This window comes from Pseudomonas sp. GW821-FHT01E05 (genome assembly GCF_059422425.1).
Genome location: NZ_JBWKWW010000012.1, coordinates 106,717 through 133,608, shown reverse-complemented (window position 1 = coordinate 133,608; position 26,892 = coordinate 106,717). Strand labels below are relative to the sequence as shown.

The window sequence follows — 26,892 nt, the reverse complement described above, 5'->3', positions numbered from 1 at the left end:
AACGGCAGAACCGCTCAAGAACAAGCGCTAAAAGCCTTTTGCCACTCCGCGACCTGCGACCTACTCGCCTTTCTGCTTGTCCAGGGCAACCTGATACAAGACATTTTTGCGCTCGCCGGTAATTTCCGCCGCCAATGCCGCAGCTCGTTTGAGCGGCATCTCTTTTAGCAACAAATCGAGAATGCGCATCGCCTCGCCACTGACCGCCTCGTCGCTTACCGGCGTGGACCACCCCTCCACCAGCACAACGCACTCACCGCGCTGCTGATTGCTGTCGCCTTCGACAAAAGCCCGCAAGTCCGCCAGCGGCAAACCCTTGAGTGTCTCGAAGGTTTTGGTCAACTCCCGAGCCAGCAACGCCAGACGCCCAGCGCCAAATACCAGCTCCATATCCTGCAGGCACTCAAGAATCCGGTGCGGGGCTTCGTAGAAAATCAGTGTGCGCGGCTCTTCCTTCAAGAGCTCCAGGCGAGCGCGACGCCCCACAGCCTTGGCCGGTAGAAAACCCTCAAAGATAAAACGATCAGAGGGTAAACCTGCCGCAGACAAGGCGGCGATCAGCGCGCAGGCGCCCGGCACAGGCACCACATTGATACCGGCAGCCCGGGCTTGACGAACCAGATGGTAGCCGGGATCGGAAATCAGCGGCGTACCCGCGTCGGAAATCAGCGCCACGTTGTCGCCGGCCAGCAATCGAGTAATGAAACGACTGCCTTCGTCGCGTTCATTGTGCTCATGACACGCCGCCAGCGGTGTCGAAATACCGAAGTGCTGCATCAGCCGCAAGGAATGACGCGTGTCTTCTGCGGCAATCAATGCCACCTCGCGCAATATTTTCAGCGCCCGCGCACTGATGTCGTCCAGGTTGCCGATGGGCGTCGCCACCACATAAAGCGAGCCAGCAGCGGAATTCAAAGCACCTGGAGCAGTCAAAGCGCACACCTCTTGATCGGTAAAAGCGCCATTGTAGCCTGTTGAGGCCTTCGCAATGCGCTCCACAGACACCTTGTAGACCTGCGTTTTTCAGTCTTTCCCGAAGTCCTGCAACATTTACACGACCTAATTTAACGGTTTAACGCCAGTAACATCGCGCCCCGGCCAGTGCTTGGGTACAATTCCACGCTAATTTGATCGAGTATCAGGAACACTTACATGATCGCTTGCCTGCGGCTGTTCTCTGCCCTCTGCCTCGCTGCCCTGCTGGCGGCTTGCGCCAGCTCGCCCTCGTCCAGCCTTGGCGAACTTCCACGAACTCCGGAAGCCAGTATCGAGCAGTTGCTCGAACAGGCCGCCGCCAACAAAACGCCCGAGAAAGCCGCCTTGCTGCGCTTGAGCGCGGCGGACCTGGCCTATCACCAAAACAAGGCCGGTCAGGCTGCGCAGATTCTTGCGCAAGTCCCGCTGGAACAACTCAAGCCTGGTCAACAGGTTTTCGCCAGCACCCTGGCGGCCGAACTGGCCATGACCCGCAACCAGCCCAAGGCGGCGCTGGCAGCTTTGGGCCACCCAAGTCTGCAGCGTCTGGGCGAGTTGCCGGTCGAGCAACAGATCCGCACCGACAGCGTACACGTTCTCGCGCTTGAGGCTGATGGCCAGACCCTGGCCGCCGCGCGGGAACGCACCCTCATCGCCCCGTTGCTCAGCGGCGATGCCGCCAGTAAAAACCACGAAACGATCTGGGCCCTGATCGCCGCCCTGCCTGCCGAACAATTGCAACCCACCAGCAATGACGATCTCGGTGGCTGGATGAGCCTGGCCCTGGCAGTGAAAAACGCCGGCACTCTGGAACAACAACAAGCCGCCATCGATAAATGGCGCGCGCAGCACCCTAATCACCCTGCCGCCATTCAACTGCCACTGCCATTGACCAGGCTCAAGGAACTGGTCAGCCAACCACTGAGCAAAATCGCCCTGCTGTTGCCACAGGACGGCCCGCTGGCCTCGGTCGGCAAAGCGCTGCGCGAAGGCTTCGTGGCTGCTCACTACCAGGCTCAACAAGCCGGGCAGAAACCGCCAAGCATCGAGTTTTATGACAGTTCGCGCCTGACCTCGCTGGACGATTTCTATCGCAAGGCGCAGGCCGACGGCGTGCAACTGGTGATCGGCCCGCTGGAAAAACCGCTGGTCAAACAACTCAGCGCTCGTGCGCAACTGCCGATCACCACTCTGGCTCTGAACTACAGCGAAAGCGAACAAGGACCGGCACAGCTGTTCCAGTTCGGCCTTGCCGCCGAAGATGAAGCCCGCGAAGTGTCTCGCCGCGCCCGCGCCGATGGCCTGCATCGCGCTGCCGCCATGGTGCCGAAAGGTGAATGGGGTGATCGCGTACTCAAAGCCTTCCGCCAGGATTGGGAAGCCAACGGCGGTACCGTGATCGGCGTCGAACACGTCGACCAGCCGGTTGCTCTGGCCCAGCAGATTGCCGACCTGTTCCAGCTGCGTCAGAGTGAAGGTCGCGCCAAGAGCCTGCAAAACACTGTAGGTTCGCAGGTGACCGCACAACCTTCGCGTCGCCAGGACATCGATTTCATTTTCCTCGCCACTACCCCGCAGCAAGCCCAACAGATCAAGCCGACCCTGAACTTCCAGTACGCAGGTGATGTGCCGGTTTACGCCACCTCGCACGTATTCAGCGCCAGCGGCGATCAAAACCAGTACAACGACATGAATGGTGTGCGCTTCTGCGAAACACCATGGCTGCTGGATGCCAACGACCCACTGCGCAAGCAAGTGACTGCACAATGGCCACAAGCCGGCGGCAGCCTGGGTCGCCTGTACGCAATGGGCGTCGATGCCTATCGCCTTGCGCCGCGCCTGGGTCAGCTCAAGTCACTGCCAGACAGCCGCATTGAAGGGCTGTCAGGGAGCCTGAGCATGAGCCGGACACAACGCGTCCAGCGCCAGCTGCCCTGGGCCCAGTTCGTCAGCGGCCAGGTTCAACGCCTGCCGGATACCCCACACTGATGCCTGACAGGTCACGCCAACAAAGCGGAAAAGATGCGGAAAGCCAGGCGCTCAAGCATCTCCAGCAACAAGGTCTGCGCCTGCTGGCGCAGAACTGGTTGTGCAAACGCGGCGAGCTTGATCTGGTCATGCTTGACGGCGATACAGTAGTATTCGTTGAAGTCCGTTATAGACAACACACGCAATGGGGTGGCGCACTCGGCAGCATCGATGCACGCAAGCGCCAGAAGTTGATACTCGCCGCGCAGTATTTTTTGCTGCGCGAGTCGCGCTGGGCCAATCACCCCTGCCGTTTCGATGTGGTCGCAATAGACAGCACCACCGGCGCAGCACCTCATTTGAACTGGCTACGGAATGCCTTTGACAGCTGATCGAAGCGCTCAAGTCGAGCCGAACACTTTCACTGAACAATTTTGCTCTTTGCTTTGCGGGCTGCACATTCATGTGCCGGAAAGCCGCGCTACTTAAGGTCACACAGATGGACATGCAATCCCGTATTCGCCAGCTTTTTCAGGCCAGTATCGATACCAAGCAACAGGCGATGGACGTACTTGCACCGCACATCGAGCAAGCCAGCCAGGTGATGGTCAACGCCCTGCTCAACGAAGGCAAAATGCTCTCGTGCGGAAACGGCGGCTCTGCGGGCGACGCACAGCATTTCTCCTCCGAACTGCTCAACCGCTTCGAGCGCGAGCGCCCAAGCCTGCCAGCCATCGCACTGACCACCGACAGCTCGACGATCACCTCGATCGCCAACGACTATAGCTACAACGAAGTATTCTCAAAACAGATCCGCGCCCTCGGCCAACCTGGCGATGTTTTGCTGGCGATTTCTACCAGCGGCAACTCGGCGAACATTATTCAAGCGATCCAGGCCGCACACGATCGCGAAATGATTGTCGTAGCATTGACGGGACGCGATGGCGGCGGCATGGCCTCGCTGCTCTTGCCTGAAGACGTCGAAATCCGCGTACCGGCCAATGTCACTGCACGTATTCAGGAAGTCCACCTGCTGGCGATCCACTGCCTTTGCGACTTGATCGACAGCCAACTGTTCGGGAGTGAAGAATGACCCCTAATCGCCTCGGCCTACTGGCCTTGACTCTATGCCTGAGCATCAGCGGCTGCACCACGATGGTTAGCGCCAGCCGCGAAAAACCCATTGAAGATGATCGCGGCACCCGCACCATCGGCAGCAAGATCGACGATTCCTTGATCGAAACCAAGGTCGGCGTGAACGTCGCCAAGGCCAATCCGGACCTGGACAACAACTCGCACATCGTCGTCACCAGCTTCAACGGCGTCGTCCTGCTTGCCGGACAGACTCCGCGCGCCGACCTCAAGGCCCAGGCCGAACAAGCCGCCAGCTCTGTCCAGCGTGTGAAGACGGTGCACAACGAGCTGCAAATTCTGCAGCCCTCCTCGCTCCTGGCGCGCCAGAACGACACCTGGCTGACGACCAAGATCAAAACCCAGATGCTTACCGACGCCAGCATTCCTGGCTCGCGCATCAAAGTCGTGACCGAGAATGGCATCGTCTATCTGCTGGGACTGGTAACCAAACAGGAAGCCGCCCAGGCCACCAACCTGGTGCAGGGCGTTTCCGGCGTGCAGAAGATCGTGAAGTTGTTCGAGTACATCGACTGATATCTGCGCACCGACTTGCTGGCGATGACGTCCTTGAGATCGCCATCACCCTGTAGGAGCACGGCTTGCCGGCGATAGCGCCCTGAAGATCGCCATCGCCGGCAAGCCGTGCTCCTACAGTAATAAAAAAGGCGATCCTTGCGGATCGCCTTTTTTATTACTTGACCACTTTCAGGCTTGGCCGACCGCTTGGACGCGGTGGCTCGCTGTCAGGTGGCGAACCGTCATCATCCGGCCCAACCTCGTCATCGTCCTCTATAGACGATTCCAGATCGAAGACCATGCCTTGGCCGTTCTCGCGAGCATAAATGCCCAGGATGGCGGCTATAGGCACGTAAAGCGTGTGCGGCACACCGCCGAAACGCCCTTCGAAGCTGACCGCATCGTTATCCATGTGCAAATGCCTCACAGCACTGGGCGATACGTTCAGGACAATCTGTCCGTCACTGGCAAAGCCCTGAGGCACCTGCACTGACGGGTACTCGGAATTGACCAGTATGTGCGGGGTGCAATCGTTGTCCACAATCCACTCATAGAGCGCGCGGACCAAATAAGGTCGACTGGAGTTCATAGCGGCTCCTTAAGCCTTAGCGCATATCGCGTTCGACACCAGACAGACTCGCCTGGAAAGCCTCACGCGCAAACTGACGCTCCATATAGTCAAGCAGCGGCTTGGCTGGCCGCGGCAATTCAATACCTAGAATCGGTAAACGCCAGAGTATTGGCAATAGGCAGCAATCGACCAGACTTTGTTCCTCACTGAGGAAAAACGGCTTGTCGGCGAACAGTGGCGAAACACCGGTGAGGCTTTCGCGCAACTCTTTACGCGCCTGTACGCGAGCGGCTTCTTTACTGCGCGGATCCAGAATCAGATCCACCAGCCCACACCAATCGCGCTGAATACGATGAATCAGCAAACGGCTATTGGCACGTGCCACCGGATAAACCGGCAGCAATGGCGGATGTGGATAACGCTCATCCAGATACTCCATCACCACGGTTGACTCCCACAACGCCAGATCGCGATCGACCAGGGTGGGCAAGCTGCCGTAAGGGTTCACCTCGATCAGCTTTGGCGGATGACGTCCCGCCTCTACAGAAATGATCTCGGCGCTGACACCCTTCTCTGCGAGCACGATGCGTACCCGGTGGGAATAGTGGTCGGCGGGGTCGGAGTAACAGGCCAACCGATTGGTCACGCCCATGGCGGTCCTCCTCGCTTGTAGAAATTATCGGGAGCAGAAAAACGAGCGCGCCCAAAGGGCGCCTCCCGTAACGCCTGGATGATCCAGACACGTTACACGTTTAGAGACGCCCCTGGGCGCGCACGATTAACAGCAATTACTTACAGCTCTATCAATGAACGTCCTTCCAGTATTCGCGCTTGAGCAGATAAGCAAATACGAAGAAGAAGGCCAGGTAGAGTAACACGTACGTACCGATGCGCTGATGCTGCAGCTTCACCGGGTTGGCCGAATAGGCCAGGAAGGTCACCAGATTCTTGACCTTCTCGTCGAACTGCTCTTGGTTCAGTGTGCCGGTTTTCGGCAATACCGTCAGCTGATCGCACGCTTCATGAGTCAAAGGCGTACCAGTCAGCGGATCGAATTGCTTCTTGCCGTTTTCGACGATTTGAACTTGTTTGCAGCCTACGACCTGACGGCCTTGCAGCCCCGCCAGAACGTTAGGCATACCGACATTCGGGAATACCTTGTTGTTCACACCCCAAGGGCGTGCCGGATCTTCGTAGAAAGAACGCAGGTAGCCGTAGAGCCAGTCAGTACCTCGAACGCGAGCCACCAGGGTGAGGTCGGGCGGAGCCGCACCGAACCAGGCTTTTGCGTCAGCAGGCTGCATGCCAGTGCTCATGTGGTCACCGATCTTGGCGCCAGTGAGCACCAGGTTCTTGAGCATCAGATCATGAGGAATACCCAGATCGTCGGCGACGCGCTCATAGCGCTGGAACTTGGCACTGTGGCACCCCATGCAGTAGTTGGCGAACGTACGCGCGCCATCCTGCATTGCAGCCTTGTCGGAGACGTCGATATCGACCTTTTCCAGCTCAGGACCACCATGCTCGGCCGCGAAGGACAATACAGGCATAGCAGCAAGAATCAGTACAGCAAATAGCTTTTTCATCAGCCAGTCACCCTTTCCGGAACCGGTTTGGTCTTCTCGAGCCTGGTGTAGAACGGCATCAGAATGAAGTAGGCGAAGTACAGGAAGGTACATACCTGCGACAGCAACGTACGTTCCGGAGTTGGCGCCATGACACCCAGCCAGCCAAGAATCACGAAGGCGATACAGAAGACCCACAACCAGATCCTGCTCAGCCAGCCTTTGTAGCGCATGGACTTGACCGGACTACGATCGAGCCAGGGCAGGACGAACAGCAAGGCAATCGAAGCACCCATGGCGACAACGCCCAGGAGCTTGTCGGGAATCGCACGCAGGATCGCGTAGAACGGCGTGAAGTACCAAACCGGCGCAATGTGTTCCGGGGTCTTGAAGGCGTTAGCCACTTCGAAGTTCGGCTTCTCGAGGAAGTAGCCGCCCATTTCCGGGAAGAAGAACACGATCGAGCAGAAGATGAACAGGAACACCACCACGCCGACGATATCTTTCACGGTGTAGTACGGGTGGAAAGCAATGCCATCCAGCGGTACGCCGTTTTCGTCTTTGTGCTTCTTGATGTCCACGCCGTCAGGGTTGTTCGAACCGACTTCGTGCAGTGCCAGAACGTGCAGCACCACCAGACCGAGAATCACGATCGGCAAGGCGACAACGTGCAGGGCGAAGAAGCGGTTCAGGGTAATACCCGAAATCAGGTAGTCGCCACGAATCCACTGGGTCAGGTCGTTGCCGATGACCGGAATCGCACCGAACAGCGAGATGATCACCTGAGCACCCCAGTACGACATCTGGCCCCAAGGCAGCAGGTAGCCCATGAAGGCTTCAGCCATCAGTGCCAGGTAGATCAGCATGCCAAATACCCACACCAGCTCACGCGGCTTCTGATACGAACCGTAGAGCAAGCCACGGAACATGTGCAGATAGACCACGATAAAGAACGCCGAAGCGCCGGTGGAGTGCAGCAGACGCAGGATCGAGCCATACTCGACGTCGCGCATGATGTATTCGACGGAAGCAAATGCTTCTTCTGCCGATGGGTTGTAGCTCATGGTCAGCCAGACACCGGTAACGATCTGGTTAACCAGAACCAGCAGTGCCAGGGAGCCAAAGAAATAGAAGAAGTTGAAGTTCTTCGGGGCGTAGTACTTGCTGAGGTGGTCTTCCCACATTTTGGTTGCGGGAAAGCGTGCATCAATCCAATCCATGAATTTGCTCATCACGCCTTCTCCGTATCGACACCAATGACAACGACGCTGTCCGACTCATAGGAATGCGGTGGTACTGGCAGATTCAGCGGCGCAGGTTGCGACTTGTAGACGCGGCCGGCCAGATCGTAGTGAGAACCGTGGCAAGGGCAGAAATAGCCACCCACCCAATCCTTACCCAGATCCGCTGGCGCCACTTCCGGACGGAAGGTCGGTGAACAGCCCAGGTGTGTGCAGATACCGATCAGCAGCAGAACTTCTGGCTTGATCGACCGCGTTTGCGGGTCGACATAGGTCGGTTGCGTAGAGTTCTTGGAGGTCGGGTCAACCAGCTGCCCCTCGATCTTTTTAAGATTCCCAAGGATTTCCTCGGTACGGCGGACGATGAATACCGGCTGACCGCGCCACTCAGCAATCATCTGCTGGCCTGGATCGATCTTGCTGATATTCACTTTCACCGGTGCACCTGCGGCTTTCGCCTTGGCACTGGGAAACCACGACCCCACGAACGGGACCGCAGCCCCCACCGCTCCTGCAGCACCCACAACGGATGTGGCTGCTACAAGGAAGCGACGCCGGCCTGCATTCACGCCGTCATTGCTCATTCAGTCCTCTCCCATCAGCTTTGTGGCCTGTTAAATCAGGCATCTACTAAGTAAAAATCTGAACTTATAAAAATTTTGCAGAATGGTAAAGAAAAGCCCCTATTCTGACAAGGTAATTACCATCCTGCCCCAGCGGCAAGCCTTGTAGTATAGGGGGTCTACGGATGTGGCAAGTTGTCACACTAAAAAACATCGCCCATAAAAAACGCCCAGCTCCGTGAGGAAACTGGGCGCTTTTGAACGCAAAAGCGAATTAACGCTTCGAGTACTGCGGACGCTTACGCGCTTTACGCAGACCAACTTTCTTACGTTCAACTTCACGTGCATCGCGAGTAACGAAACCGGCTTTGCGCAGAGCACCACGCAGAGTTTCGTCGTACTGCATCAGAGCGCGAGTGATACCGTGGCGGATTGCGCCAGCTTGACCACTCACACCACCACCGATCACGGTGACGTAGATGTCGAATTTCTCGACAGTCTCAGTCAATTCCAGCGGCTGACGAACTACCATGCGGGCAGTTTCGCGACCGAAGAAATTATCCAGGGAACGGTTGTTGATGGAGATGTTACCAGTGCCCGGACGCAGGAAAACGCGTGCGGTTGCGGTCTTGCGACGGCCAGTGCCGTAATTTTGAGTCGCCGACATAATGAACTATTCCGTTAAATCTTCAGTTCTTGGGGCTGCTGAGCAGTATGAGGGTGTACAGCGCCCGCATAGACTTTCAGCTTACGGTACATGTCGCGACCCAGCGGGTTCTTCGGCAGCATGCCTTTGACCGCGGTCTCGATCACGCGCTCAGGGGCCTTGGCGATCAGTTTTTCAAAGTTGATCGACTTGATGCCGCCCGGGAAACCGGAGTGGGAGTAGTACATTTTGTCAGTGGTTTTAGCACCGGTAACACGGATCTGCTCGGCGTTGATAACGACGATGTAGTCGCCAGTGTCAACGTGAGGAGTGTACTCAGGCTTGTGCTTGCCACGCAGACGGCTCGCGATTTCGGTGGCCAGACGACCCAGGGTCTGACCAGCAGCGTCGACGACAAACCAGTCGCGCTTTACTGTTTCCGGTTTAGCAGTAAAAGTTTTCATTCTTTATAGCCTCAGGGGCCGCCCTGTAAATTAGACGGCGGATCTTACTGAATAGTGCGTACTTTGACAAGTCAAAGGCAGCCGGATACAGACGCTTTCGGGGGCTCGGGTCGGCGCGTCCGTTCAACGGCAAGATTCTTCGGCGGCGGCGCATCACTTCCACTGCAGAAAGAGGTGCGTAATTATGCAGATTGCGAAAAGATTTTCAACCTGCTTTTATGATTGTTTTGCCCAAGGAGCACCCGATGGATTATCGCAAGCTAGGCCGAACCGATCTGAATGTGAGCGCCATCTGTCTCGGGACCATGACCTGGGGCGAGCAAAACAGCGAGTCTGAGGCCTTTGCCCAGATCGAACGGGCCAAGAGTGCCGGGATCAATTTCATCGACACCGCCGAGATGTACCCGGTGCCGCCAAAAGCCGAAACCTATGCCAGCACCGAGCGTTATATCGGCAACTGGTTCAAGACTCGCGGCGATCGTGCCGACTGGGTGCTCGCCAGCAAGATCGCCGGCCCCGGCAACGGAATCGACTACATTCGCGGCGGCCAGCTCAAGCACAACCGCAAGCACATCGTTGAAGCGCTGGATGCCAGCCTCAAGCGCTTGCAGACCGACTGGATCGACCTTTATCAATTGCACTGGCCCGAGCGCAGCACCAACTTCTTCGGTCAACTGGGCTACAAGCACAAGGCCAATGAAGACTTCACCCCATTGGAGGAAATCCTTGAAGCGCTGGACGAGCAGGTCAAGGCTGGCAAGATCCGCCATATTGGCCTGTCCAACGAAACCCCGTGGGGCGCAATGAAATTCCTTGCGCTGGCCGAAAGCCGCGGCTGGCCGCGAGCGGTGTCGATCCAGAACCCGTACAACCTGCTCAACCGCAGCTTTGAAGTGGGCCTGGCGGAAATCGCCATCCGCGAACAGTGCGGGCTGTTGGCTTATTCGCCGCTGGCGTTCGGCTTCCTCTCTGGCAAGTATGAAGGCGGGGCACGCCCGGCCAAAGGTCGCTTGAGCCTTTACAGCCGCTTCAGCCGCTACTTCAATCCACAGTCGGAAGCCGCTTGCAGCCGTTATGTCGCCCTGGCTCGCGAACACGGCCTGGATCCGGCGCAAATGGCCCTGGCGTATGTGACCCAGCAGCCGTTCGTGACCAGCAACATCATTGGCGCCACCACCCTTGAGCAACTGGACAGCAACATCGCCAGTGTCGATTTGAAGCTGTCGGATGAAGTCCTGGCAGGGATTGAGGCGATTCACAAGGATCACCCTAACCCGGCGCCATAATTTTCAGCACTGATCGTTCCCACGCTCCGCGTGGGAATGCCGCCATGGATGCTCCGCGTCCACTTCTGAATGTGACGCAGAGCGTCACGGGATGCATTCCCACGCGGAGCGTGGGAATGATCGTTACAAAGACCGCGCAATAATCTCTTTCATGATCTCGTTGGTCCCCGCATAGATCCGCTGCACGCGCGCATCCGCCCAGGCGCGAGCGATAGGGTATTCCCACATGAAGCCGTAACCGCCATGCAACTGCACGCATTCGTCGAGCACTTTGCATTGCAGGTCAGTGCCCCAGTACTTGGCCATCGCCGCCGTCGGCACGTCCAGCTTGCCTTGCAGGTGCAGCTCCAGGCAGCGGTCGACGAAGACCCGGCCGATCTGTATTTCAGTGGCCATCTCAGCCAGCTTGAAGCGGGTGTTCTGAAAATCGGCGATCGCCTTGCCGAATGCCTTGCGCTCGCGAGTGTATTCCAGGGTCCACTGCAACGCCGCCTCGGCCGACGCCAGACCGCCTATGGCAACCGTCAGGCGCTCCTGGGGCAACTCCTGCATCAGATAGGCGAAGCCCATCCCGGCCTGCCCCAACAGGTTCTCCTTGGGTACGCGCACGTCCTGGAAGAACAGCTCCGAGGTATCCTGGGCCTTCATGCCGACCTTTTCCAGACGCTTGCCCTTGGCGAAGCCCGGGGTCTGCGCCTCCACCAGGAATAGACTGGTACCTTTGGCTCCGGCCTTGGGGTCGGTCTTGGCCACGACAATCACCAGATCGGCAAGAAACCCATTGGTGATGAACGTTTTCGAGCCATTGATCACGTACTCGTCACCGTCCAGCACCGCGGTAGTCTTCACCCCTTGCAGGTCGGAACCGGCGCCTGGCTCGGTCATGGCAATGGCCGTGACCATTTCGCCGGAAACCAGTTTTGGCAGGTATTTGTGCTTCAAGGCTTCACTGCCGTAATGCAGGATGTACGGAGCAACGATGTCCGAATGCAGCGAAAAGCCGATGCCGGTCAACCCGAGACGACCAACCTCTTCGATCACCACTGCGCTATAGAGGAAGTCAGCTCCCAGCCCACCGTATTGTTCCGGCAGATGCGAGCAGAGCATCCCCGCCTCCCCCGCCTTGTTCCACAGTTTGCGATCGATGTACCCCTGCTTTTCCCACTGCGCATGGAACGGAACAGCCTCTTTTTCGAGAAAGGTACGTACGCTGTCGCGAAAGAGTTCGTGCTCGGAACTGAACAAGGTTCTGGGGATCATGCACACACCTGTAATTATTGTTAGCCGGGATTGACTCACAGAGCCTATGCCGCCTATCCATCACAGGACACTGGACACATCCGACAAAAAATAAGACGATCCAGCCGTTTGGTGACCACTTTCCCCTATAAGAATAATTGAATTATGTCTATCCAACTCTCCACGCCCCTGCGGCGTGTCAGCATCCTGGCTATTGATCGGGTTTTTGCGTCAACCCTCATGCAAGCCAAGGATTTCTTCCATCTGGCCAGCCTGCGTTATGGCAAACAACTCGGCCACGGCCTGACCCCGGCATTCGAAACCCGTCTGGTCAGCCCCGATGGACAATCGGTGTGTAGCTTCAGCGATGTGATTTTGCCGGTGGACGGCGGCCTGGAAAATACCGACGTGATCATCCTCCCGGCCTTCTGGGACGACTTCGAAACGCTCTGCCAGCGTTATCCACAAGTGATGCCATGGCTGCGCGAACAACACGCACGCGGTGCCGTGCTCTGCGGCGAAGCCACTGGAGTGTTCTGGCTTGCCGAAGCCGGCTTGCTCGACGGCAAGGAAGCGACCACCTACTGGCGCTTCTTCAATGCCTTCAGCGAACGCTTCCCAAAGGTCCAGCTCAATCAGGACAAGCACCTGACCGACGCCGACAACCTGTACTGCGCTGGCGGCACCACGTCGGCCTGCGACCTTTATATCTACCTGATCGAGCGCTTCTGCGGCGCCAACGTCGCCCAGGCCGTGGCCCGGGACATTCTCTACGAAGTGCAACGCAGCTACGCCCCCGGCCGAATCGGTTTCGGCGGGCAGAAACTGCACCAGGACGTGATCATCCTGCAGATCCAGCACTGGCTCGAAGAACACTTCGCCGACAAGTTCCGCTTCGAGGACGTCGCCCGCGAACACGGGATGAGCATCCGCAACTTCATGCGCCGTTTCCAGACCGCCACCGGCGACAAGCCGCTGCACTACCTGCAACGCCTGCGCATCGAAACCGCCAAGGGCCTGCTCTCGGCCAGCCGCAAAAGCATCAAGACCATCAGCTATGAAGTCGGCTATGACGATGCCAGCTTCTTCGCTCGATTGTTCCGCCAGCACACCGAGCTGTCGCCGAATCAGTATCGGCAGCAGTTTCAGCAGGCGGCATAGCACCAGCCAACAAGCTGATCGTTCCCACGCTCTGTGTGGGAACGATCAGTTGGAGCGACGCACAGCACAAAAAAGGGCCTGCAATGCAGGCCCTTTTTTATTTTCGGAAACGTCCTACGGCTTGTGCGCCCGCGACAGAAATTCGTGGGACTGCATTTCCAGCAAACGGCTGAGGGTGCGCTGGAACTCGAAGTTCAAGCGACCGCCGGTGTAGAGGTCCTTGAGCTCGACTTCAGCGGAGATGATCAGCTTGACGTTACGGTCGTAGAACTCGTCGACCATGTTGATGAAGCGTCGGGCGATGTCGTCGGTGGTGACGGTCATCTGCTCGACGCCACTGAGCAGCACGGCGTGGAAGATCTTGCCCAGCTCGATGTAGTCGTTCTGGCTGCGAGGGCCGTCGCAGAGTTCGCGGAAGTCGAACCAGGCCACGTCATCGCAGGTACGCAAGGCACGGATTTCGCGGTTTTCAATCATCAGCACATCGTTTTCGACGGCCTGAGTGCACTCCGGAGTCAGGGCACGGAAGCTCTTGCGCAGGCTTTCGTTGGCCGCTTTGTCCAGCGGGTAGTGGAACAGCTCGGCCTGTTCGAGATGACGCAGGCGATAATCGACGCCGCTGTCGACGTTGACGATATCGGTGTTCTGCTTGATCAGGGCGATAGCCGGCAAGAAGCGCGCACGTTGCAGACCATCTTTGTACAGACCGTCCGGGACGATGTTCGAGGTGGCAACAAGCGTTACACCATTCTTGAACAGCTCTTCCATCAACGTGCCAAGAATCATGGCGTCGGTGATGTCGGAAACGAAGAACTCATCGAAACAGATCACCCGTGCTTCGTCGGAGAAGCGCTTGGCGATGATGGTCAGCGGGTTTTTCTCGCCGCTGAGGGTCTTCATCTCTTCGTGCACGCGCTTCATGAAGCGGTGGAAGTGAGTGCGGACCTTTTCCTTGAACGGCAGGGCTTCGAAGAAGGTATCGACCAGATAGGTCTTGCCGCGGCCGACGCCACCCCAGAAGTACAGCCCCTTGACCGGCGCCTGATCTTTTTTGCCAAACAGTTTACCGAACAGGCCCGGCTTGCTATGCGAAGCCGCGACCAGATCGTCGTACAGGCGTTGCAAATGACGTACCGCAGTTTCCTGGGCGGCATCATGGAAAAATTCCGGGCGTTTCAGATCAGCTTGATATCGTTCTAGGGGGTTCATAATTCGTTAGCAAGGCAACAAAAACGGGCCGTCACTGTAGCGACGGCCCTTGAGAATGGCAATCAACCCTTAGTCGGGCAGACCTCCGATTAGTCCTGCGCAGGTGTCAGAGCAACCCGCAAGGCGTCGATGGCAGCATCGCGAGCAGCGCTGTCAGCGAAGGTCGGGCTGTCTGCCACGCACTCGCCTTCCAGCCAGATACTGAAGCTCAGGTTGTCGCTACGCAGGTCCAGTGCCTGACCGGCTTGCAGTTGCTTGGTCACTGCGCCTGCTGCCTTACCGTCGGCAAAGTTGCGCGACAGCAGCAGTTGCTCACCATCAGCCGCCAGCAGACGGAAGCGGAAACTGCCGTCGTCTTCACGAAAACTGACGAAGCGCGCGGCTTTCGCAGCTTTCTTCTTGGTGGTCGTGGTGACTTGCACCTGATTGACGAAAGAACGCAGGCCAACCGCTTCACGCAGCTCATTGAGGAATGGCATCGCAATGGCGCGCGCCTTCCTGGCACCGGCCTGGAGGATGTCTTCCAGATCCGCCGGACGCTCGATCAACTGGTAATAGCGCTCGCGGGATTCGCCCAGCTCGTTGTCGAGCAGTTGGAACAGACGATTTTTTGCTTCACCCCAACCCAGCCCCTGCAGCAGTTCGCTGCGAAATTCGTCGGACTGCGCCGGCGTGGCGAAGGCCTGGAACAAGGTGAACAGGTGCGAGTTGTCCGGGTCTTTGGCTTCACCGGGGGCGCGGGAGTCGGTGACGATCCGCGAAATGGCGTCCTTCATTTCCTTGACGCTGCTGAACAACGGTATGGTGTTGTCGTAGCTTTTGGACATCTTCCGGCCGTCGAGACCTGGCAGTGTGGCCACGCTCTCTTCGATCAGTGCCTCGGGCATGGTGAAAAATTCTTTGCCCTGGCCGAACAGGTGGTTGAAGCGCTGGCCGATGTCGCGAGCCATTTCTACGTGCTGGATCTGATCGCGACCGACCGGCACCTTGTGTGCGTTGAACATCAGAATGTCCGCCGCCATCAGCACCGGGTAGCTGTACAAGCCCATGGTGATACCGGCATCCGGGTCTTCACCGGTTTCGACGTTTTTGTCCACCGAGGCCTTGTAGGCGTGGGCGCGGTTGAGCAGGCCCTTGGCCGCGACGCAGGTCAGCAGCCAGGTCAGCTCAGGGATTTCCGGGATATCGGACTGGCGATAGAACGTTACCCGATCCACATCCAGACCACCGGCCAGCCAGGTCGCGGCGATTTCCAGACGCGAGCGCTGGATGCGCAGCGGGTCATCGCATTTGATCAGGGCGTGGTAGTCGGCCAGGAAGTAGAACGAATCGGCATTGCTGTCGCGGCTGGCAACGATCGCCGGACGGATGGCCCCGGCATAGTTGCCCAGGTGCGGCGTGCCGGTGGTGGTGATGCCGGTGAGGATACGCGTACGAGTAGTCATGGGTAATCGCTTGTCAGACTGCAATCAATTCGAAAGGCGCGGCAGTATCAGATCTTTGAGGTCCGTCAGCTTGCCGTGAAAAAAGTGTCCGCATTCTGCCACTTTCAGCAGCTCATGGGGACGATCAAGGGCATCGGACCAGTCGTAGACCAGTTGCGGATCGATCACTTCGTCGGTTTCTGGCTGAATCAGGGTCAGCGGACAGTTTTGCGGCAACTGATCCTGATCGCCCAGACGCATGACCGCAGGCGCGACCATGAACAAGTGAGCCAGTGTTTCACCCTTGGCTTCCAGGCGACCACCAAGGCTGGCCGCGACGAAACCGCCGAAGGAAAAACCGAACAGGGTGATGGGCAGCTCAGGATGCCGGGCCCGAAACCATTGTGCCGCCGCCAGTGCATCATCGACTTCACCGCAGCCCATGTCATGGCTGCCAGCGCTGGCGCCAACGCCACGATAGTTGAAGCGCAGGGTGATCAAGCCAGCATCACGCGCGGTGCGCTGCAGGGTCGAAACAACTTTATTGAGCATGGTGCCACCCTGCACCGGATTCGGGTGACAGATCAGTGCCAGGCCACGGGCGTCGGGCTGATCCAGGTGCAAGGCTTCCAATTGACCAACCGGGCCATCGATAAATACAGGGGTTTCGCGCATAAGCAAGGAAGGAACTCCGTGACCTCGAATTGGGTCGACTCGTCTAGCTAAAAGTCTGTGCCTGGCATGATTGCGATCTCGTCGCGGTATACAGCGCAGGTCCGAGCCGTTAACGTAAAGCAAAGCCGTTTATAGAGGAAGGACTCGTGGAACACTCGCTCTTAGTTTGGTTGTTGCCGACTCTTGCCCTGGTTGCCGGTGTCGTCATTGGATTCCTGGTCGCTCGCCTGCTGCCCAATGCCGCGCCTAACCGCACGCAGCGTCAGCTGGATGATATTCAGGAACGTTTTGACAGTTATCAAAATGAAGTGGTCACCCACTTCAACAGCACCGCAGCTTTGGTACAGAAGCTCACTCAGAGCTATCAGGACGTACAAGAGCATCTCGCCGAGGGCGCCAACCGTCTGGCCCTGGACGAACTGACTCGCCAACGCTTGCTGGCCGCTCTGCACGCCGATTCGGTACAAGCGCCACGGGAACGTCTGACACCACCGCGCAGCCAGGAAGCGCCGAAAGATTACGCGCCAAAATCGCCGAACGCTCCCGGCATGCTCGATGAGCATTACGGCCTGAAGAAATAATCAGGGTTCAAGCGTAAAAAAAGCCCGCCCGATCTATTGAAGATCGGGCGGGCTTTTTTGTACCTGAGCGTCAGGGCTTATTGCTGATATTGCTGGCCTTGCTGCTGACCTTGCTGCTGACCTTGCTGCTGATACTGCTGACCAGGAATCGGTTTGAGGTTGACCTCTACCCGACGGTTCTGGGCACGGCCGTTGACGTCGGCGTTGCTGGCGATCGGGCCATCCGGACCGGCACCGCGAGCCGACAGGTTGGCACCGCTGACACCCTGGGACGTCAGGTAGGTTGCTACGCTTTGAGCGCGACGCTGCGACAAGTCCATGTTGTGCTGACGGCCGCCGGTGCTGTCGGTGTAACCCACGATCTCGATCTGATTCTGGTTGAACTCCTTGAGGGAGCCGGCCAGGTTGTTCAGCGGCTGATAAAAGCTCGGGGCGATGTTCGCCGAATCGGTGCCGAAGGTGATGTTGCCCGGCATGATCAGCTTGATCTGATCACCCTGGCGCTGCACTTCTACACCGGTGTTGGCCATGCTGGCACGCAGTTTCTTTTCCTGCTGATCCGCGTAGTAACCATAGCCGGCGGCGGATGCACCCACCACGGCGGCGCCAATCAGCGCGCCCTTGCCACGGTTATTGTGGTCGATGGCAGCACCGGCCAGCGCACCGGCCAAGGCTCCCAAACCACCGTATTTGGCAGTTTTGCTCATGCCCGTGGAGCCTGTGGAGCTGTCGGCCTGACCCTGGTTGTCATACGGGTTCTGGTTCGCACAGCCAGACAACAAGGCCACGGCAGTAGCGACAATAATCAAACGACGCGAGGTGAACATGGAAAGCTCCTACTTTTTTGCATTCTGTGGTGCAACGGACGTTGGCAATAGACCCGTGCTGGCGTTGGAACACGACCGACGGTAAAAATTCCGTAAGCCTGTCCACGCCAGAAAATCAGGCTCGCACAAAAGGGTTTTCCCGCATTTCATCACCCAGACGGGTATCGGGACCATGCCCGGCAACCACCGTCGCCTCCTCGTCCAGGGTATACAGACGCTGCTTGATCGAGCGCACGATGGTCGCCTGATCGCCGCCCCACAAGTCCGTACGCCCCACCCCGCGACGAAACAGCGTGTCACCGGCAATCAGCAGCTTAGCCTCAGAAAACCAAAAGCTCATGGAACCTGGCGTATGTCCGGGCGTGTGCAGCGCCACGCCGCAGCCACAGGCCAGCTCTTCGTCATCCGCCAACCAGCGATCCGGCGACGGGACTGGCGTGTAGGGCACGCCGAACATGCTGCACTGCATCTCCAGGTTGTCCCAGAGGAACTGATCCTCTTTATGCAGATGCAAGGTGGCGCCGGTTTTTTCCTTCAATTGACCGGAGGCGAGGAAATGATCGAGATGGGCGTGGGTATGGATAATGCTCACCACCTTCAGGCCCAACGCATCGAGCCGTGCCAGGATCAACTCATGATTGCCACCCGGATCGACGACGATAGCCTTTTTCGTGATCGGGTCGCCGATGATCGTGCAGTTGCACTGCAACGGGCCGACGGGGAAGGTTTCGCGGATAAGGGCGGGGGGCTGGGACATCGGGGGCATGCTCGGAAATCAGTGATGGGGGCGATTCTGGCACAAAAGATGAGTTGCCTGATCCAGAGTCTTCGCGGGCAAGCCTCGCTCCTACATGAGATTTGCGTCGGGCCAGAATTGTGGGACCGTCTGATACTCGTAGGAGCGAGGCTTGCCCGCGAAGAGGCTGAACAGTCAAAGTGCGAGCTCAAACCTGTCTTCACCTTCCAATGTAAGCAGAAACTTTTTGGCTCCGAGCCCACCTGCAAATCCCGTGAGAGCACCCGATGCACCGATGACGCGATGGCAAGGCGCGACAATTGAGATCGGGTTTCTTCCATTTGCAGCGCCAACCGCTCGAACTGCCTTTGGATTGCCGATTTGCACGGCGATTTGACTGTAACTGCGGGTTTCGCCGAACGGGATGGTCAGCAACGCTTGCCAGACCTTTTGCTGGAAGTCAGTGCCGGCAAAGTCTAGCTCCAGCTCAAAGCGGCTGCGGTTGCCCGCGAAGTACTCGTTGAGTTGGCGCTCGGCCTCCAGCAACACCGGGCTGTGGATATCTTCTTGCAGGGTGGTGAAGCGAACCCGGTTGGGTTTGTCGTTCTCCCAGAGGATGGCGCAGAGTTTGTTGCCCTTGGCCACCAGGGTGAGTGTGCCGACGGGCGAGTTCATCAGTTTGAATACGTACGACATGGGTGACTCCTTGATCCGACAGGCACTTCAGACGTCGCTGGACGGTGAAGGCGATCGTTCATCTTTGTCAGAGGACGTATTCACAATAATTTGTGGTTCAACCGCAAGAACTACGTTTCTTGCGGTTGAATTTGATGATTGTTCCCATGCTGCCGCGTGGGTATGCAGCTGTGACGCTTTGCGTCACGGGACGCGGAGCGTCCCCAGAGGCATTCCCACGCAGAGCGTGGGAACGATCAATGCGTGTACTTGGCGGGCAGCCGATCAGTGCGCTTCCTCAAGCTCATCATGCAGCAAGCCGAATATCTCGCGTTTCATTTCGATGAACGAGCGCTCCATGACCATGTCCAGGGTGCGCGGGCGGTCGATGGGTACGTCGAGGATTTTTTTGATTCGCCCGGGCTTTGCGCCCATGACGTACACCCGGTCGCCCAGGAGGATGGCTTCGTCGATGTCGTGGGTGACAAACAGCACGGTCTTTTTGCTGTTGCCCCACACCCGCAGCAACAGTTGCTGCATTTGCAAGCGGGTCTGGCTGTCGAGGGCACCGAAGGGTTCGTCCATCAGCAGGATTTGCGGGTCGTTGGCCAGGGCGCGGGCGATAGCTACGCGCTGCATCATGCCGCCGGAGAGTTGCTTGGCATAGTTGTCGGCGAAGCTCGTCAGGCCGACTTCGTTCACGTAGTAGTCGACGATTTCCTTGCGCTGGACAGCGGGCATGCCGCGACGTTTGAGGCCAAATTCGACGTTTTGCCGCACCGTCAGCCACGGGAACAAGGTGTAGCTCTGGAACACCATGCCGCGATCGGCGCCGGGGCCTTCGACTTGCTGACCACCCACGTAGATCTCCCCCTCCGTGGGTTCGGCCAGGCCGGCCGTCAGGTACAGCAGGCTGGATTTGCCGCAGCCCGACGGCCCCACCAGCACCGCGAATTGCTGGTCCGGCACTTCAAACGAGACCTTTTCCAGCGCGGTGAAGATGCCGCCGTCGGGCTTCTGGTAGCGCAGGCTGACCTTGTCCACTTGCAACCGTGGCGCGGCCTGTACCGGGGTGGCAGCGGGGGTGACGAAGCGATGATTGGCAGCGGTTACTGAGCCCATGCGGCGATCCTCAGACGAAGGAAGCGGAACAGTTGATCGGTGATCAGGCCCAACAGGCCGATGATCGCAATGGCGAGAAAGATCACATCCACTTGAAAGCCGCGCATGGCTTTCAGGCTCAGGTAACCCAGGCCACTGGAGGCCGCCACCAGTTCGGCGACGACCAGATAGGTCCAGGCCCAGCCCATGGTGACCCGCAGGGTATCGAGCACACCCGGCAGCGAGGCCGGAGCGATGACATGCAACACTGCATCGCGACGGCTCGAACCGAGGGTGTAGGAGGCATTGATCAGGTCCTTCGATATGCCTTTTGACACATCAGCAATCATCACCAGCTGCTGGAAGAACACCCCGAATATGATCACCGAGACCCGCTGCTCCAGGCCGATGCCGATCCACAGGATGAACAGCGGCACAAAGGAGGTCACCGGCAGGTAGCGAATGAAGTTGACCATCGGTTCGAGGAACGCTTGGACGATACGGAAGCTGCCCATCAGCAAACCCAAGGGCACTGCCACCAGCGACGAAACGATGAAGCCCACCATCACCACTTCCAGGCTGGCCCACACATGCACCCCCAGTGTGCCGTCGCGCCCCAGACGCAGCGCGGCGTCCAGCACCGCCCCCGGGGTCGGCAGAAACATGCCCGGCACCACGCCGCCGTAAGACAGTCCCGCCCATAACCCGATCAACAACACCCAGGCCATGGCGCTGGCACTCAAGATCACTTGCGCCGGCAGACCGGTCTTGGGCGTGACGCAGCGGCTCAACCATGAATTTCGCTTGAACATGCTGACCTCCTAGAACGGGGTGACGAAGCGGTTGTCCACGAGGTCGTCATTACTGACGTTGTAGGGTTTGCCCTGAAGTTCGCTGGCAGTTTCGTTGGCCAGTTTGATCAGCGCCGCGCTGTCGCCCGGTTTGCCCAGCGAGCCGAGAAGCTTCTCGCTCATAGTCTGATCGTAGAAGCGCACGCCCTTGGCGGCGGCAGCCAGTTCTTTGGGATCAGACAGGTAACCGCCGACACCCTTGGCCATGATTTTGTAGGCCTCTTCGGGATGTTCCTGGGTGTACTGCACAGCTTTGTATAAACCGGCGACCAACGCTTTGACGTCTTGCGGTTGCTTTTCAATGACCGCGCAGTTGAGCGCTACCACATCGACAATGACGCCGGGGGTGGAACTGCTGTCGATCAGCACCTTGCCTTGTTGCTTGTCACGGACCATCGACAGATGGGGTTCCCAGGTCACGGCAGCCGGTACTCGGCCAGCGATGAACGCGGTGGCAGCGTCATCAGCAGTCATGTTCTGAACGATCAGGTCGCTCATTTTCATGCCGTTCTTTTTCAGCAGGTACGACAGCCAGAACTGCGACACCGAGCCTTCGTTCACGGCGATGGCCTTGCCTTTGAGCTCCTGCAAATTCTTGACGTCCTTGCCGACCAGCACACCGTCGCCACCATGGCTTTCATCCAGCGCCGCCACCGCTTTGAAGCAGAACTGCGGACGGTACTTGAGTACTTCGTCGATGGTCGAAGCCGAGCCGGACAGCTGACCCGAAGCTTGAGCGGCCATGTACATCGAAGCCTCTTCAACGACTGGCAGTTCGACCGTCAGGCCATTCTCCTTGAAGTAGCCCAGGTCCTGAGCGAGGTAGAGGGTGCCATAGCCGACCCAGGTGGTATGGCCGATGGACAGGGTGCCGGCCTGGGCGCTGGTGGCGACGCAGGTGGCGATGGCGGTGATCGCCAGGGGATGGGCGAAACGGATTAGCAAGGACTTGATCATGAAGCACTCCCACAGCTATTGATTTAGTTTTGTCTTGCGGGGCAGTACGGCCAGCGGCCTTGAACAGGTGCAACGTGCGGTCTCTGTCTGGACCTTGAAGTGGTCAGCGTTCGGCTGACTGGCGTGGTCGATGTTGGCCCAAGCCCGGGGATAGGAAAACGAGGAAATATGTCGCCGGGAACGATGAAAAACCTCGGTAGCGCGCACTGCAAAAGGGCGCCGTGGGCGGGGGCGCCGGGGTGAGTGCGGTTTGGGGAAAAGAAGATCGTTCCCACGCTCTGCGTGGGAACGATCAATCATAAGGTCCGCAGGACCTTCGGCAATATCAGAGCCGGCCAAACTCCTGCGCCGTGCGATCCACTGCTTTCAGTGTCTTGCCGACCAGTTCATCGATCTCTTCGCGGCTGGCGATCAGCGCCGGGGCCATGATCATCCGGCCCAGGGTCGAACGGATGATCACACCTTCTTCGAAACCCAGAGTCCGGCAGCGCCAGGCGATGTCGCTCTCGTTGGCAAAGCGCTTGCGAGTGGTTTTGTCTTCGGCGAACTGCAAGGCGGCGACCATGCCGACACCTTGAATGTCACCCACCAACGGGTGCTTGCCGAACACCTCGCGCAAGCACTGCTGCAGGTACGGGCCGATGTCATCTTTCACCCGTGTGACCACCCCCTCGTCGCGCAACGCCTTGAGGTTGGCGATGGCCACCGCCGCTGCCACCGGGTGACCGGAATAGGTCAGGCCGTGGGCGAACACCCCGCCCTGCTCCACCAGCACTTCGGCCATGCGCCTGGACAACACCAGCCCGCCCATGGGGATGTAACCCGAGGTCAGGCCCTTGGCGATGGCCAGCGTGTCCGGCTCGAAACCGAAGTGCTCGTGGGCGAACCATTCACCGGTGCGACCGAAGCCGCCAATCACTTCATCGGCGCACAGCAGCACGTCGTATTTACGGCAGATCCGCTGAATCTCCGGCCAGTAGCTTTCTGGCGGGAAAATCATTCCGCCGGCGCCCTGGAAGGGTTCGGCAACGAACGCCGCGACCTTGTCCGCGCCAAGTTCGAGGATCTTGTCTTCCAGTTGCCGCGCCGCCCGCAGACCGAACTCAGCCGGCGTCAGGTTGCCTTCATGGGCGAACCAATAGGGTTCGTCGATGTGCGCGATATCCGGAATCATCCCGCCCATTTCATGCATGAACTTCATGCCGCCCAGTGCCGTGGCCGCTAGCGTCGAGCCGTGGTAACCGTTCCAGCGGCCGATCATGATTTTCTTCTCGGGTTTGCCGAGGATGGTCCAGTAGCGGCGCACCGTGCGGATCAGTACTTCGTTGGCTTCGGAGCCTGAGTTGGTGTAGATCGCGTGGCTGTAGTGACCCGGCAGCAGACTGAATAGCAGTTCCGACAGTTCGATCACCTGCGGGTGGGTGGTGTGGAAAAACATGTTGTAGTACGGCAACTGTTCCAGTTGCTGGCTCGCCGCGGCGGCCAGATCCTTGCGCCCGTAACCGAGGTTGGTGCACCAAAGACCCGACATGCCGTCCAGGTAACGCTGGCCATCGTTGTCCCACAAATGCAGGCGCTCGCCACGAACCATCACCCTCGGCCCTTCGTCATTGAGCGCTTTCTGATCAACAAATGCATGGATGTGGTGCGCGGCATCGGCGGCCTGGTAGTCGCGGGTTTCACGTAGGGTGGTCATCGCCAGTTCTCCGTTTTTATTGTCAGCGCAGTTGAAACCAGGTGGTCTTCAACTGGGTGTATTTATCGAATGAGTGCAGCGACAGGTCGCGGCCGAAGCCGGACTGCTTGCCGCCACCGAACGGCACCGTCACGTCCAGCGCATCGACGCTATTGACCGAAACCGTGCCGGCACGCAATTGCCGCGCCACGCGGTGGGCGCGATTGAGGTCATCGGTCCACAGCGACGCGGCCAGACCGTAGACGCTGTCGTTAGCCAGTTGCAGGGCATGTGCTTCATCATCGAAGGCCGTGACTGCCAGCACCGGACCGAATACTTCATCGCGAAACAGCGGCATGTCCGGGCTCACGCCGGTAAAGATCGTCGGCTGGATAAAGTTATGGGACCCATTGAAGGTCAGTTGCTGACCACCGCAAACGCGTTGCGCGCCTTGCCGTTCGGCGGCCTGGATAAACGTCATGATCCTCCCGGTCTGACGGCTGTCGACAATAGCACCGGCGGTGCTTGAAGGATCCAGTGGATCGCCCGGCTGCCAGCGTTCAACCTGAGCCTTGAGGCGCTCGACAAACTCATCATGAATCGAGCGCTCCACCAGCAACCGCGAGTTGGCCGAACAGACTTCGCCCTGATTGAAGAAGATCCCGAACGCGGCTTTCTGCGCCGCCAGCTCCAGGTCCTGGCAATCGGCGAACACCAGGTTAGCACTCTTGCCGCCGCATTCGAGCCAGACTTGCTTGAGGTTCGATTGCGCCGAGTACTGCATGAAATACTTGCCGACTTCGGTGGAGCCGGTGAACACCAGGCAATCGATGTCCGGATGCAGACCCAGCGCCTTGCCCGCCTGTTCGCCAAGACCCGGCAGCACGTTCAGCACGCCTTCCGGCAAACCGGCTTCCAGCGCCAGTTCACCCAGACGCAATGCAGAGAATGGTGATTGCTCGGCGGGTTTGAGAATCACCGAGTTGCCCGCGGCCAGGGCCGGCGCGAGTTTCCAGGCAGCCATGTCCAGCGGGAAATTCCACGGCACCACCGCCGCGACCACACCCAGGGCTTCACGGGTGATGGTCGCCAACACGTTCTGCGCACTTGGCGCGACCTGGTCATAGAGCTTGTCGAGGCTTTCGGCGTACCAGCGAAACACGCCGGCGGCACCCGGCACGTCGATGTTGTAGGCGTCCATCACCGGTTTGCCCATGTTTAGCGAGTCGAGCAGCGCCAGTTCTTCGCGGTGGGTCATGATCAAGTCCGCCAGGCGCAGCAGCACCTGCTTGCGCTCACTGGGTGAACGCGCCGACCAACTGCCGGACTCGAACGCCTGACGCGCGCTGAGCACCGCCGCATCAACGTCTTCGCTGCCACAAGCGGCGACCCGGGCCAGGCACTCGCCGGTGGCCGGGTTGATCGCGGCAAAGGTTTGCCCGGACTGCGCAGACACGCTTTTGCCGCCAATCAGTGCCTGATCACGAAAGCGCAGCGTGGCTGCCTGGCGTTGCCAATATTCAAGCTCGAACACGTTCAGACTCCCCTGATGCTGACTATTGGAGTGGATGGTGGCGCAGGCCTTGGTCGAGGAAAAATAGTAAATATGTGTTCGCAGGCCATGAAAAAACTGGGCAGCTAAATACCCCAAGCGCACGCCTTGTGGTTATTGTTCTGGTACAAGAAAAGCGCTCGCCAAGCGGACGTGGCGGTGCGCAATTTGCTTAGGCTCTAAGCAACAGAAGTCGAGCCAGAAGATGTCTGGCTTCGAATTCACCCACCCCGCGACGGGGCATAGAACGAGGTTCGCTGTGGCTGCCTACAATCTGCGTCAACTGAAGTACTTCATCACCACCGTCGAATGCGGCAGCGTCGCCGAGGCTTCGCGCAAGCTGTACATCGCACAGCCATCGATCTCCACGGCGATCAAGGGACTGGAAGACAGCTTTGGCGTGCAACTGCTGATCCGCCATCATGCCCAGGGGGTTTCACTGACGCCCAGCGGCGCACGCTTTTATCGCAAGGCTCAGGAGCTGTTGCGCATGGCCAAGGAGTTCGAACAGAACGCCCTGGCCGACAACGATGTAGTGGCCGGGCAGATCGATATCGGTTGCTTCGAAACCGTGGCGCCGCTGTATTTGCCGCAGTTGATCGCAGGCTTTTCCGCGCTCTATCCGGGAGTGGAGATCCGTATCCGCGACGGCGAACAACAGGAGCTGGTGCAAGGTCTGACGTCCGGCACCTTTGACCTGGCGATCCTCTATGAACACGACCTGGACGGCACCATCCAGACCGAACCGCTGATGCCTGCGCAGCGACCTTATGCATTGCTGCCGGCCGACCATCGCTTTGCCCGGCAAGCGCAGGTTTCCCTGCGTGACTTGTGCCTGGAGCCGATGATTCTGCTGGACGTGCAGCCGAGCAGGACCTACTTCGTCAGTCTGTTTGAAGAGTTTGATTTGACACCCAGAATTGCCTTCAGCTCACCGTCGATCGAGATGGTTCGGGGGATGGTGGGCCAGGGTTTCGGCTTTTCGATTCTGGTGACCCGGCCGCATTCCGAGTGCACCTATGACGGGCAGAAAGTGGTGTGCGTGGATATCGTCGAAGACGTCACCGGTTCAGGTCTGGTAGCAGCCTGGCTCAAGCGCGGGCAACTGACCAAACCGGCGCAGCTGTTTGCTGATTATTGTCGGGAGCAGCTCACAGCGAAGGCCGAAAGATCTCTGTGATCTCTAGGCCCTCATCGCGAGCAATCGAGCGTCGACCGGCTGCTCCTACAGGGTTGATGATCGTTCCCACGCTCTGCTGCCGCTCCTGGATGTGACGCAGAGCGTCACGGGCTGCATTCC

Annotated in this window: 28 protein-coding genes; 8 read left to right on the top strand and 20 right to left on the bottom strand. The window is 58.5% G+C overall.

Annotated features, from left to right (window positions below; translation table 11 throughout):
* Positions 1-60 precede the first annotated feature (60 nt).
* A complete protein-coding gene (gene rsmI / locus AC07W5_RS24255) occupies positions 61-933 on the bottom strand; it encodes a 16S rRNA (cytidine(1402)-2'-O)-methyltransferase (protein WP_494991859.1) in 873 nt (290 codons plus the stop codon).
* A gap of 219 nt (positions 934-1,152) precedes the next feature.
* Between rsmI and AC07W5_RS24250 the strand changes: the two genes are divergently transcribed.
* The 4 genes from AC07W5_RS24250 (at position 1,153) to AC07W5_RS24235 (ending at position 4,611) form a co-directional block, all read left to right on the top strand.
* The gene (locus AC07W5_RS24250) at positions 1,153-2,964 is read left to right on the top strand and encodes a penicillin-binding protein activator (RefSeq protein ID WP_495024475.1); all 1,812 of its coding nucleotides are present in this window, start codon (positions 1,153-1,155) and stop codon (positions 2,962-2,964) included.
* Positions 2,964-3,335: a YraN family protein gene (locus tag AC07W5_RS24245; RefSeq protein WP_494991857.1), complete on the top strand. Its 372-nt coding sequence runs from the start codon at positions 2,964-2,966 to the stop codon at positions 3,333-3,335. The genes AC07W5_RS24250 and AC07W5_RS24245 overlap by 1 nt, the downstream gene beginning before the upstream one ends.
* A gap of 107 nt (positions 3,336-3,442) precedes the next feature.
* Positions 3,443-4,036, top strand: a complete 594-nt coding sequence (locus AC07W5_RS24240) for a phosphoheptose isomerase (protein ID WP_007928463.1) — start codon at positions 3,443-3,445, stop codon at positions 4,034-4,036.
* Positions 4,033-4,611, top strand: a complete 579-nt coding sequence (locus tag AC07W5_RS24235) for a BON domain-containing protein (protein WP_494991856.1) — start codon at positions 4,033-4,035, stop codon at positions 4,609-4,611. The genes AC07W5_RS24240 and AC07W5_RS24235 overlap by 4 nt, the downstream gene beginning before the upstream one ends.
* A gap of 157 nt (positions 4,612-4,768) precedes the next feature.
* Here AC07W5_RS24235 and AC07W5_RS24230 read toward each other — a convergent pair whose 3' ends face one another.
* The 7 genes from AC07W5_RS24230 to rplM form a co-directional block, all read right to left on the bottom strand.
* Positions 4,769-5,182: a ClpXP protease specificity-enhancing factor gene (locus tag AC07W5_RS24230; RefSeq protein ID WP_494991855.1), complete on the bottom strand. Its 414-nt coding sequence runs from the start codon at positions 5,180-5,182 to the stop codon at positions 4,769-4,771.
* 16 nt (positions 5,183-5,198) lie between these two features.
* Complete coding sequence (locus AC07W5_RS24225) at positions 5,199-5,816, bottom strand: glutathione S-transferase N-terminal domain-containing protein (RefSeq protein ID WP_494991854.1); 618 nt, start codon at positions 5,814-5,816, stop codon at positions 5,199-5,201.
* Between the two features lie 151 nt (positions 5,817-5,967).
* Entirely contained in the window at positions 5,968-6,750 is a 783-nt protein-coding gene (locus AC07W5_RS24220) for a cytochrome c1 (protein ID WP_494991853.1), read from the bottom strand.
* The gene (locus AC07W5_RS24215; RefSeq protein WP_494991852.1) at positions 6,750-7,961 is read right to left on the bottom strand and encodes a cytochrome b; all 1,212 of its coding nucleotides are present in this window, start codon (positions 7,959-7,961) and stop codon (positions 6,750-6,752) included. Before AC07W5_RS24215 ends, AC07W5_RS24220 begins: the two co-directional genes overlap by 1 nt.
* Positions 7,961-8,554 (bottom strand): ubiquinol-cytochrome c reductase iron-sulfur subunit, encoded by a 594-nt coding sequence (gene petA, locus AC07W5_RS24210; protein ID WP_494991851.1) that lies wholly within the window; start codon positions 8,552-8,554, stop codon positions 7,961-7,963. Before petA ends, AC07W5_RS24215 begins: the two co-directional genes overlap by 1 nt.
* A 253-nt stretch (positions 8,555-8,807) precedes the next feature.
* Positions 8,808-9,200 carry a 30S ribosomal protein S9 gene (gene rpsI / locus AC07W5_RS24205; protein ID WP_002555064.1) on the bottom strand — a complete coding sequence of 131 codons (393 nt, stop codon included), beginning with the start codon at positions 9,198-9,200 and terminating at the stop codon, positions 8,808-8,810.
* 14 nt (positions 9,201-9,214) lie between these two features.
* Entirely contained in the window at positions 9,215-9,643 is a 429-nt protein-coding gene (rplM, locus tag AC07W5_RS24200) for a 50S ribosomal protein L13 (protein WP_494991850.1), read from the bottom strand.
* Between the two features lie 245 nt (positions 9,644-9,888).
* Here rplM and AC07W5_RS24195 point away from each other — a divergent pair, with 245 nt between their 5' ends.
* Positions 9,889-10,929, top strand: coding sequence for an NADP(H)-dependent aldo-keto reductase (locus AC07W5_RS24195; RefSeq protein ID WP_494991849.1), 1,041 nt, complete (start codon positions 9,889-9,891; stop codon positions 10,927-10,929).
* Between the two features lie 123 nt (positions 10,930-11,052).
* Here AC07W5_RS24195 and AC07W5_RS24190 read toward each other — a convergent pair whose 3' ends face one another.
* Positions 11,053-12,189: an acyl-CoA dehydrogenase family protein gene (locus AC07W5_RS24190; protein ID WP_495024474.1), complete on the bottom strand. Its 1,137-nt coding sequence runs from the start codon at positions 12,187-12,189 to the stop codon at positions 11,053-11,055.
* Between the two features lie 243 nt (positions 12,190-12,432).
* Here AC07W5_RS24190 and AC07W5_RS24185 point away from each other — a divergent pair, with 243 nt between their 5' ends.
* Positions 12,433-13,329 (top strand): GlxA family transcriptional regulator, encoded by an 897-nt coding sequence (locus AC07W5_RS24185; RefSeq protein WP_494992138.1) that lies wholly within the window; start codon positions 12,433-12,435, stop codon positions 13,327-13,329.
* 114 nt (positions 13,330-13,443) lie between these two features.
* Here the strand turns inward: AC07W5_RS24185 and zapE are convergent, their stop codons facing one another.
* The 3 genes from zapE to AC07W5_RS24170 all read right to left on the bottom strand — a co-directional run bounded on the left by zapE (position 13,444) and on the right by AC07W5_RS24170 (position 16,637).
* Positions 13,444-14,538, bottom strand: coding sequence for a cell division protein ZapE (gene zapE / locus AC07W5_RS24180; RefSeq protein WP_494991847.1), 1,095 nt, complete (start codon positions 14,536-14,538; stop codon positions 13,444-13,446).
* Positions 14,539-14,627: 89 nt separating this feature from the next.
* Entirely contained in the window at positions 14,628-15,983 is a 1,356-nt protein-coding gene (locus AC07W5_RS24175; RefSeq protein WP_495024473.1) for a tryptophan--tRNA ligase, read from the bottom strand.
* Between the two features lie 24 nt (positions 15,984-16,007).
* On the bottom strand, positions 16,008-16,637 hold the full coding sequence (locus tag AC07W5_RS24170; RefSeq protein WP_494991845.1) for an alpha/beta hydrolase: 630 nt from the start codon (positions 16,635-16,637) through the stop codon (positions 16,008-16,010).
* A 146-nt stretch (positions 16,638-16,783) separates the two neighbouring features.
* Here AC07W5_RS24170 and AC07W5_RS24165 point away from each other — a divergent pair, with 146 nt between their 5' ends.
* The gene (locus AC07W5_RS24165; RefSeq protein ID WP_494991844.1) at positions 16,784-17,218 is read left to right on the top strand and encodes a Z-ring associated ZapG family protein; all 435 of its coding nucleotides are present in this window, start codon (positions 16,784-16,786) and stop codon (positions 17,216-17,218) included.
* 77 nt (positions 17,219-17,295) lie between these two features.
* On the opposite strand, the gene AC07W5_RS24160 is transcribed toward AC07W5_RS24165, so the two are convergent.
* The 8 genes from AC07W5_RS24160 to AC07W5_RS24125 all read right to left on the bottom strand — a co-directional run bounded on the left by AC07W5_RS24160 (position 17,296) and on the right by AC07W5_RS24125 (position 25,574).
* On the bottom strand, positions 17,296-18,045 hold the full coding sequence (locus AC07W5_RS24160; protein ID WP_495024472.1) for a YiaD family glycine zipper/OmpA-like lipoprotein: 750 nt from the start codon (positions 18,043-18,045) through the stop codon (positions 17,296-17,298).
* A 115-nt stretch (positions 18,046-18,160) separates the two neighbouring features.
* Positions 18,161-18,802: an MBL fold metallo-hydrolase gene (locus tag AC07W5_RS24155; RefSeq protein ID WP_495011173.1), complete on the bottom strand. Its 642-nt coding sequence runs from the start codon at positions 18,800-18,802 to the stop codon at positions 18,161-18,163.
* A gap of 174 nt (positions 18,803-18,976) precedes the next feature.
* The gene (locus tag AC07W5_RS24150) at positions 18,977-19,477 is read right to left on the bottom strand and encodes a methylated-DNA--[protein]-cysteine S-methyltransferase (RefSeq protein WP_495024471.1); all 501 of its coding nucleotides are present in this window, start codon (positions 19,475-19,477) and stop codon (positions 18,977-18,979) included.
* 264 nt (positions 19,478-19,741) lie between these two features.
* A complete protein-coding gene (locus AC07W5_RS24145) occupies positions 19,742-20,578 on the bottom strand; it encodes an ABC transporter ATP-binding protein (protein WP_495024470.1) in 837 nt (278 codons plus the stop codon).
* Complete coding sequence (locus tag AC07W5_RS24140) at positions 20,566-21,369, bottom strand: ABC transporter permease (RefSeq protein ID WP_495024469.1); 804 nt, start codon at positions 21,367-21,369, stop codon at positions 20,566-20,568. The genes AC07W5_RS24145 and AC07W5_RS24140 overlap by 13 nt, the downstream gene beginning before the upstream one ends.
* Positions 21,370-21,378: 9 nt before the next feature.
* Entirely contained in the window at positions 21,379-22,365 is a 987-nt protein-coding gene (locus tag AC07W5_RS24135) for an ABC transporter substrate-binding protein (RefSeq protein ID WP_495024468.1), read from the bottom strand.
* 325 nt (positions 22,366-22,690) lie between these two features.
* Positions 22,691-24,061 (bottom strand): aspartate aminotransferase family protein, encoded by a 1,371-nt coding sequence (locus AC07W5_RS24130; protein WP_495024467.1) that lies wholly within the window; start codon positions 24,059-24,061, stop codon positions 22,691-22,693.
* 22 nt (positions 24,062-24,083) lie between these two features.
* Positions 24,084-25,574, bottom strand: a complete 1,491-nt coding sequence (locus AC07W5_RS24125) for an aldehyde dehydrogenase (protein WP_495024466.1) — start codon at positions 25,572-25,574, stop codon at positions 24,084-24,086.
* Positions 25,575-25,851: 277 nt separating this feature from the next.
* On the opposite strand from AC07W5_RS24125, the gene AC07W5_RS24120 reads away from it, so the two are divergent.
* Positions 25,852-26,772 (top strand): LysR substrate-binding domain-containing protein, encoded by a 921-nt coding sequence (locus AC07W5_RS24120; RefSeq protein WP_494991835.1) that lies wholly within the window; start codon positions 25,852-25,854, stop codon positions 26,770-26,772.
* Positions 26,773-26,892 lie beyond the last annotated feature (120 nt).

Excerpts from the sequence above, each read along its gene's own strand:
- AC07W5_RS24230 (WP_494991855.1), bottom strand. The coding sequence starts at position 5,182 with ATGAACTCCAGTCGACCTTATTTGGTCCGCGCGCTCTATGAGTGGATT.
- zapE (WP_494991847.1), bottom strand. The coding sequence starts at position 14,538 with ATGAACCCCCTAGAACGATATCAAGCTGATCTGAAACGCCCGGAATTT.
- AC07W5_RS24250 (WP_495024475.1), top strand. The coding sequence starts at position 1,153 with ATGATCGCTTGCCTGCGGCTGTTCTCTGCCCTCTGCCTCGCTGCCCTG.
- AC07W5_RS24195 (WP_494991849.1), top strand. The coding sequence starts at position 9,889 with ATGGATTATCGCAAGCTAGGCCGAACCGATCTGAATGTGAGCGCCATC.
- petA (WP_494991851.1), bottom strand. The coding sequence starts at position 8,554 with ATGAGCAATGACGGCGTGAATGCAGGCCGGCGTCGCTTCCTTGTAGCA.
- AC07W5_RS24160 (WP_495024472.1), bottom strand. The coding sequence starts at position 18,045 with ATGTTCACCTCGCGTCGTTTGATTATTGTCGCTACTGCCGTGGCCTTG.
- AC07W5_RS24220 (WP_494991853.1), bottom strand. The coding sequence starts at position 6,750 with ATGAAAAAGCTATTTGCTGTACTGATTCTTGCTGCTATGCCTGTATTG.
- AC07W5_RS24135 (WP_495024468.1), bottom strand. The coding sequence starts at position 22,365 with ATGATCAAGTCCTTGCTAATCCGTTTCGCCCATCCCCTGGCGATCACC.
- AC07W5_RS24190 (WP_495024474.1), bottom strand. The coding sequence starts at position 12,189 with ATGATCCCCAGAACCTTGTTCAGTTCCGAGCACGAACTCTTTCGCGAC.
- AC07W5_RS24130 (WP_495024467.1), bottom strand. The coding sequence starts at position 24,061 with ATGACCACCCTACGTGAAACCCGCGACTACCAGGCCGCCGATGCCGCG.
- AC07W5_RS24175 (WP_495024473.1), bottom strand. The coding sequence starts at position 15,983 with ATGACTACTCGTACGCGTATCCTCACCGGCATCACCACCACCGGCACG.
- rplM (WP_494991850.1), bottom strand. The coding sequence starts at position 9,643 with ATGAAAACTTTTACTGCTAAACCGGAAACAGTAAAGCGCGACTGGTTT.
- AC07W5_RS24145 (WP_495024470.1), bottom strand. The coding sequence starts at position 20,578 with ATGGGCTCAGTAACCGCTGCCAATCATCGCTTCGTCACCCCCGCTGCC.
- AC07W5_RS24170 (WP_494991845.1), bottom strand. The coding sequence starts at position 16,637 with ATGCGCGAAACCCCTGTATTTATCGATGGCCCGGTTGGTCAATTGGAA.
- AC07W5_RS24245 (WP_494991857.1), top strand. The coding sequence starts at position 2,964 with ATGCCTGACAGGTCACGCCAACAAAGCGGAAAAGATGCGGAAAGCCAG.
- AC07W5_RS24140 (WP_495024469.1), bottom strand. The coding sequence starts at position 21,369 with ATGTTCAAGCGAAATTCATGGTTGAGCCGCTGCGTCACGCCCAAGACC.
- AC07W5_RS24150 (WP_495024471.1), bottom strand. The coding sequence starts at position 19,477 with ATGTCGTACGTATTCAAACTGATGAACTCGCCCGTCGGCACACTCACC.
- AC07W5_RS24240 (WP_007928463.1), top strand. The coding sequence starts at position 3,443 with ATGGACATGCAATCCCGTATTCGCCAGCTTTTTCAGGCCAGTATCGAT.
- AC07W5_RS24155 (WP_495011173.1), bottom strand. The coding sequence starts at position 18,802 with ATGTCCCAGCCCCCCGCCCTTATCCGCGAAACCTTCCCCGTCGGCCCG.
- rpsI (WP_002555064.1), bottom strand. The coding sequence starts at position 9,200 with ATGTCGGCGACTCAAAATTACGGCACTGGCCGTCGCAAGACCGCAACC.
- AC07W5_RS24225 (WP_494991854.1), bottom strand. The coding sequence starts at position 5,816 with ATGGGCGTGACCAATCGGTTGGCCTGTTACTCCGACCCCGCCGACCAC.
- AC07W5_RS24235 (WP_494991856.1), top strand. The coding sequence starts at position 4,033 with ATGACCCCTAATCGCCTCGGCCTACTGGCCTTGACTCTATGCCTGAGC.
- AC07W5_RS24215 (WP_494991852.1), bottom strand. The coding sequence starts at position 7,961 with ATGAGCAAATTCATGGATTGGATTGATGCACGCTTTCCCGCAACCAAA.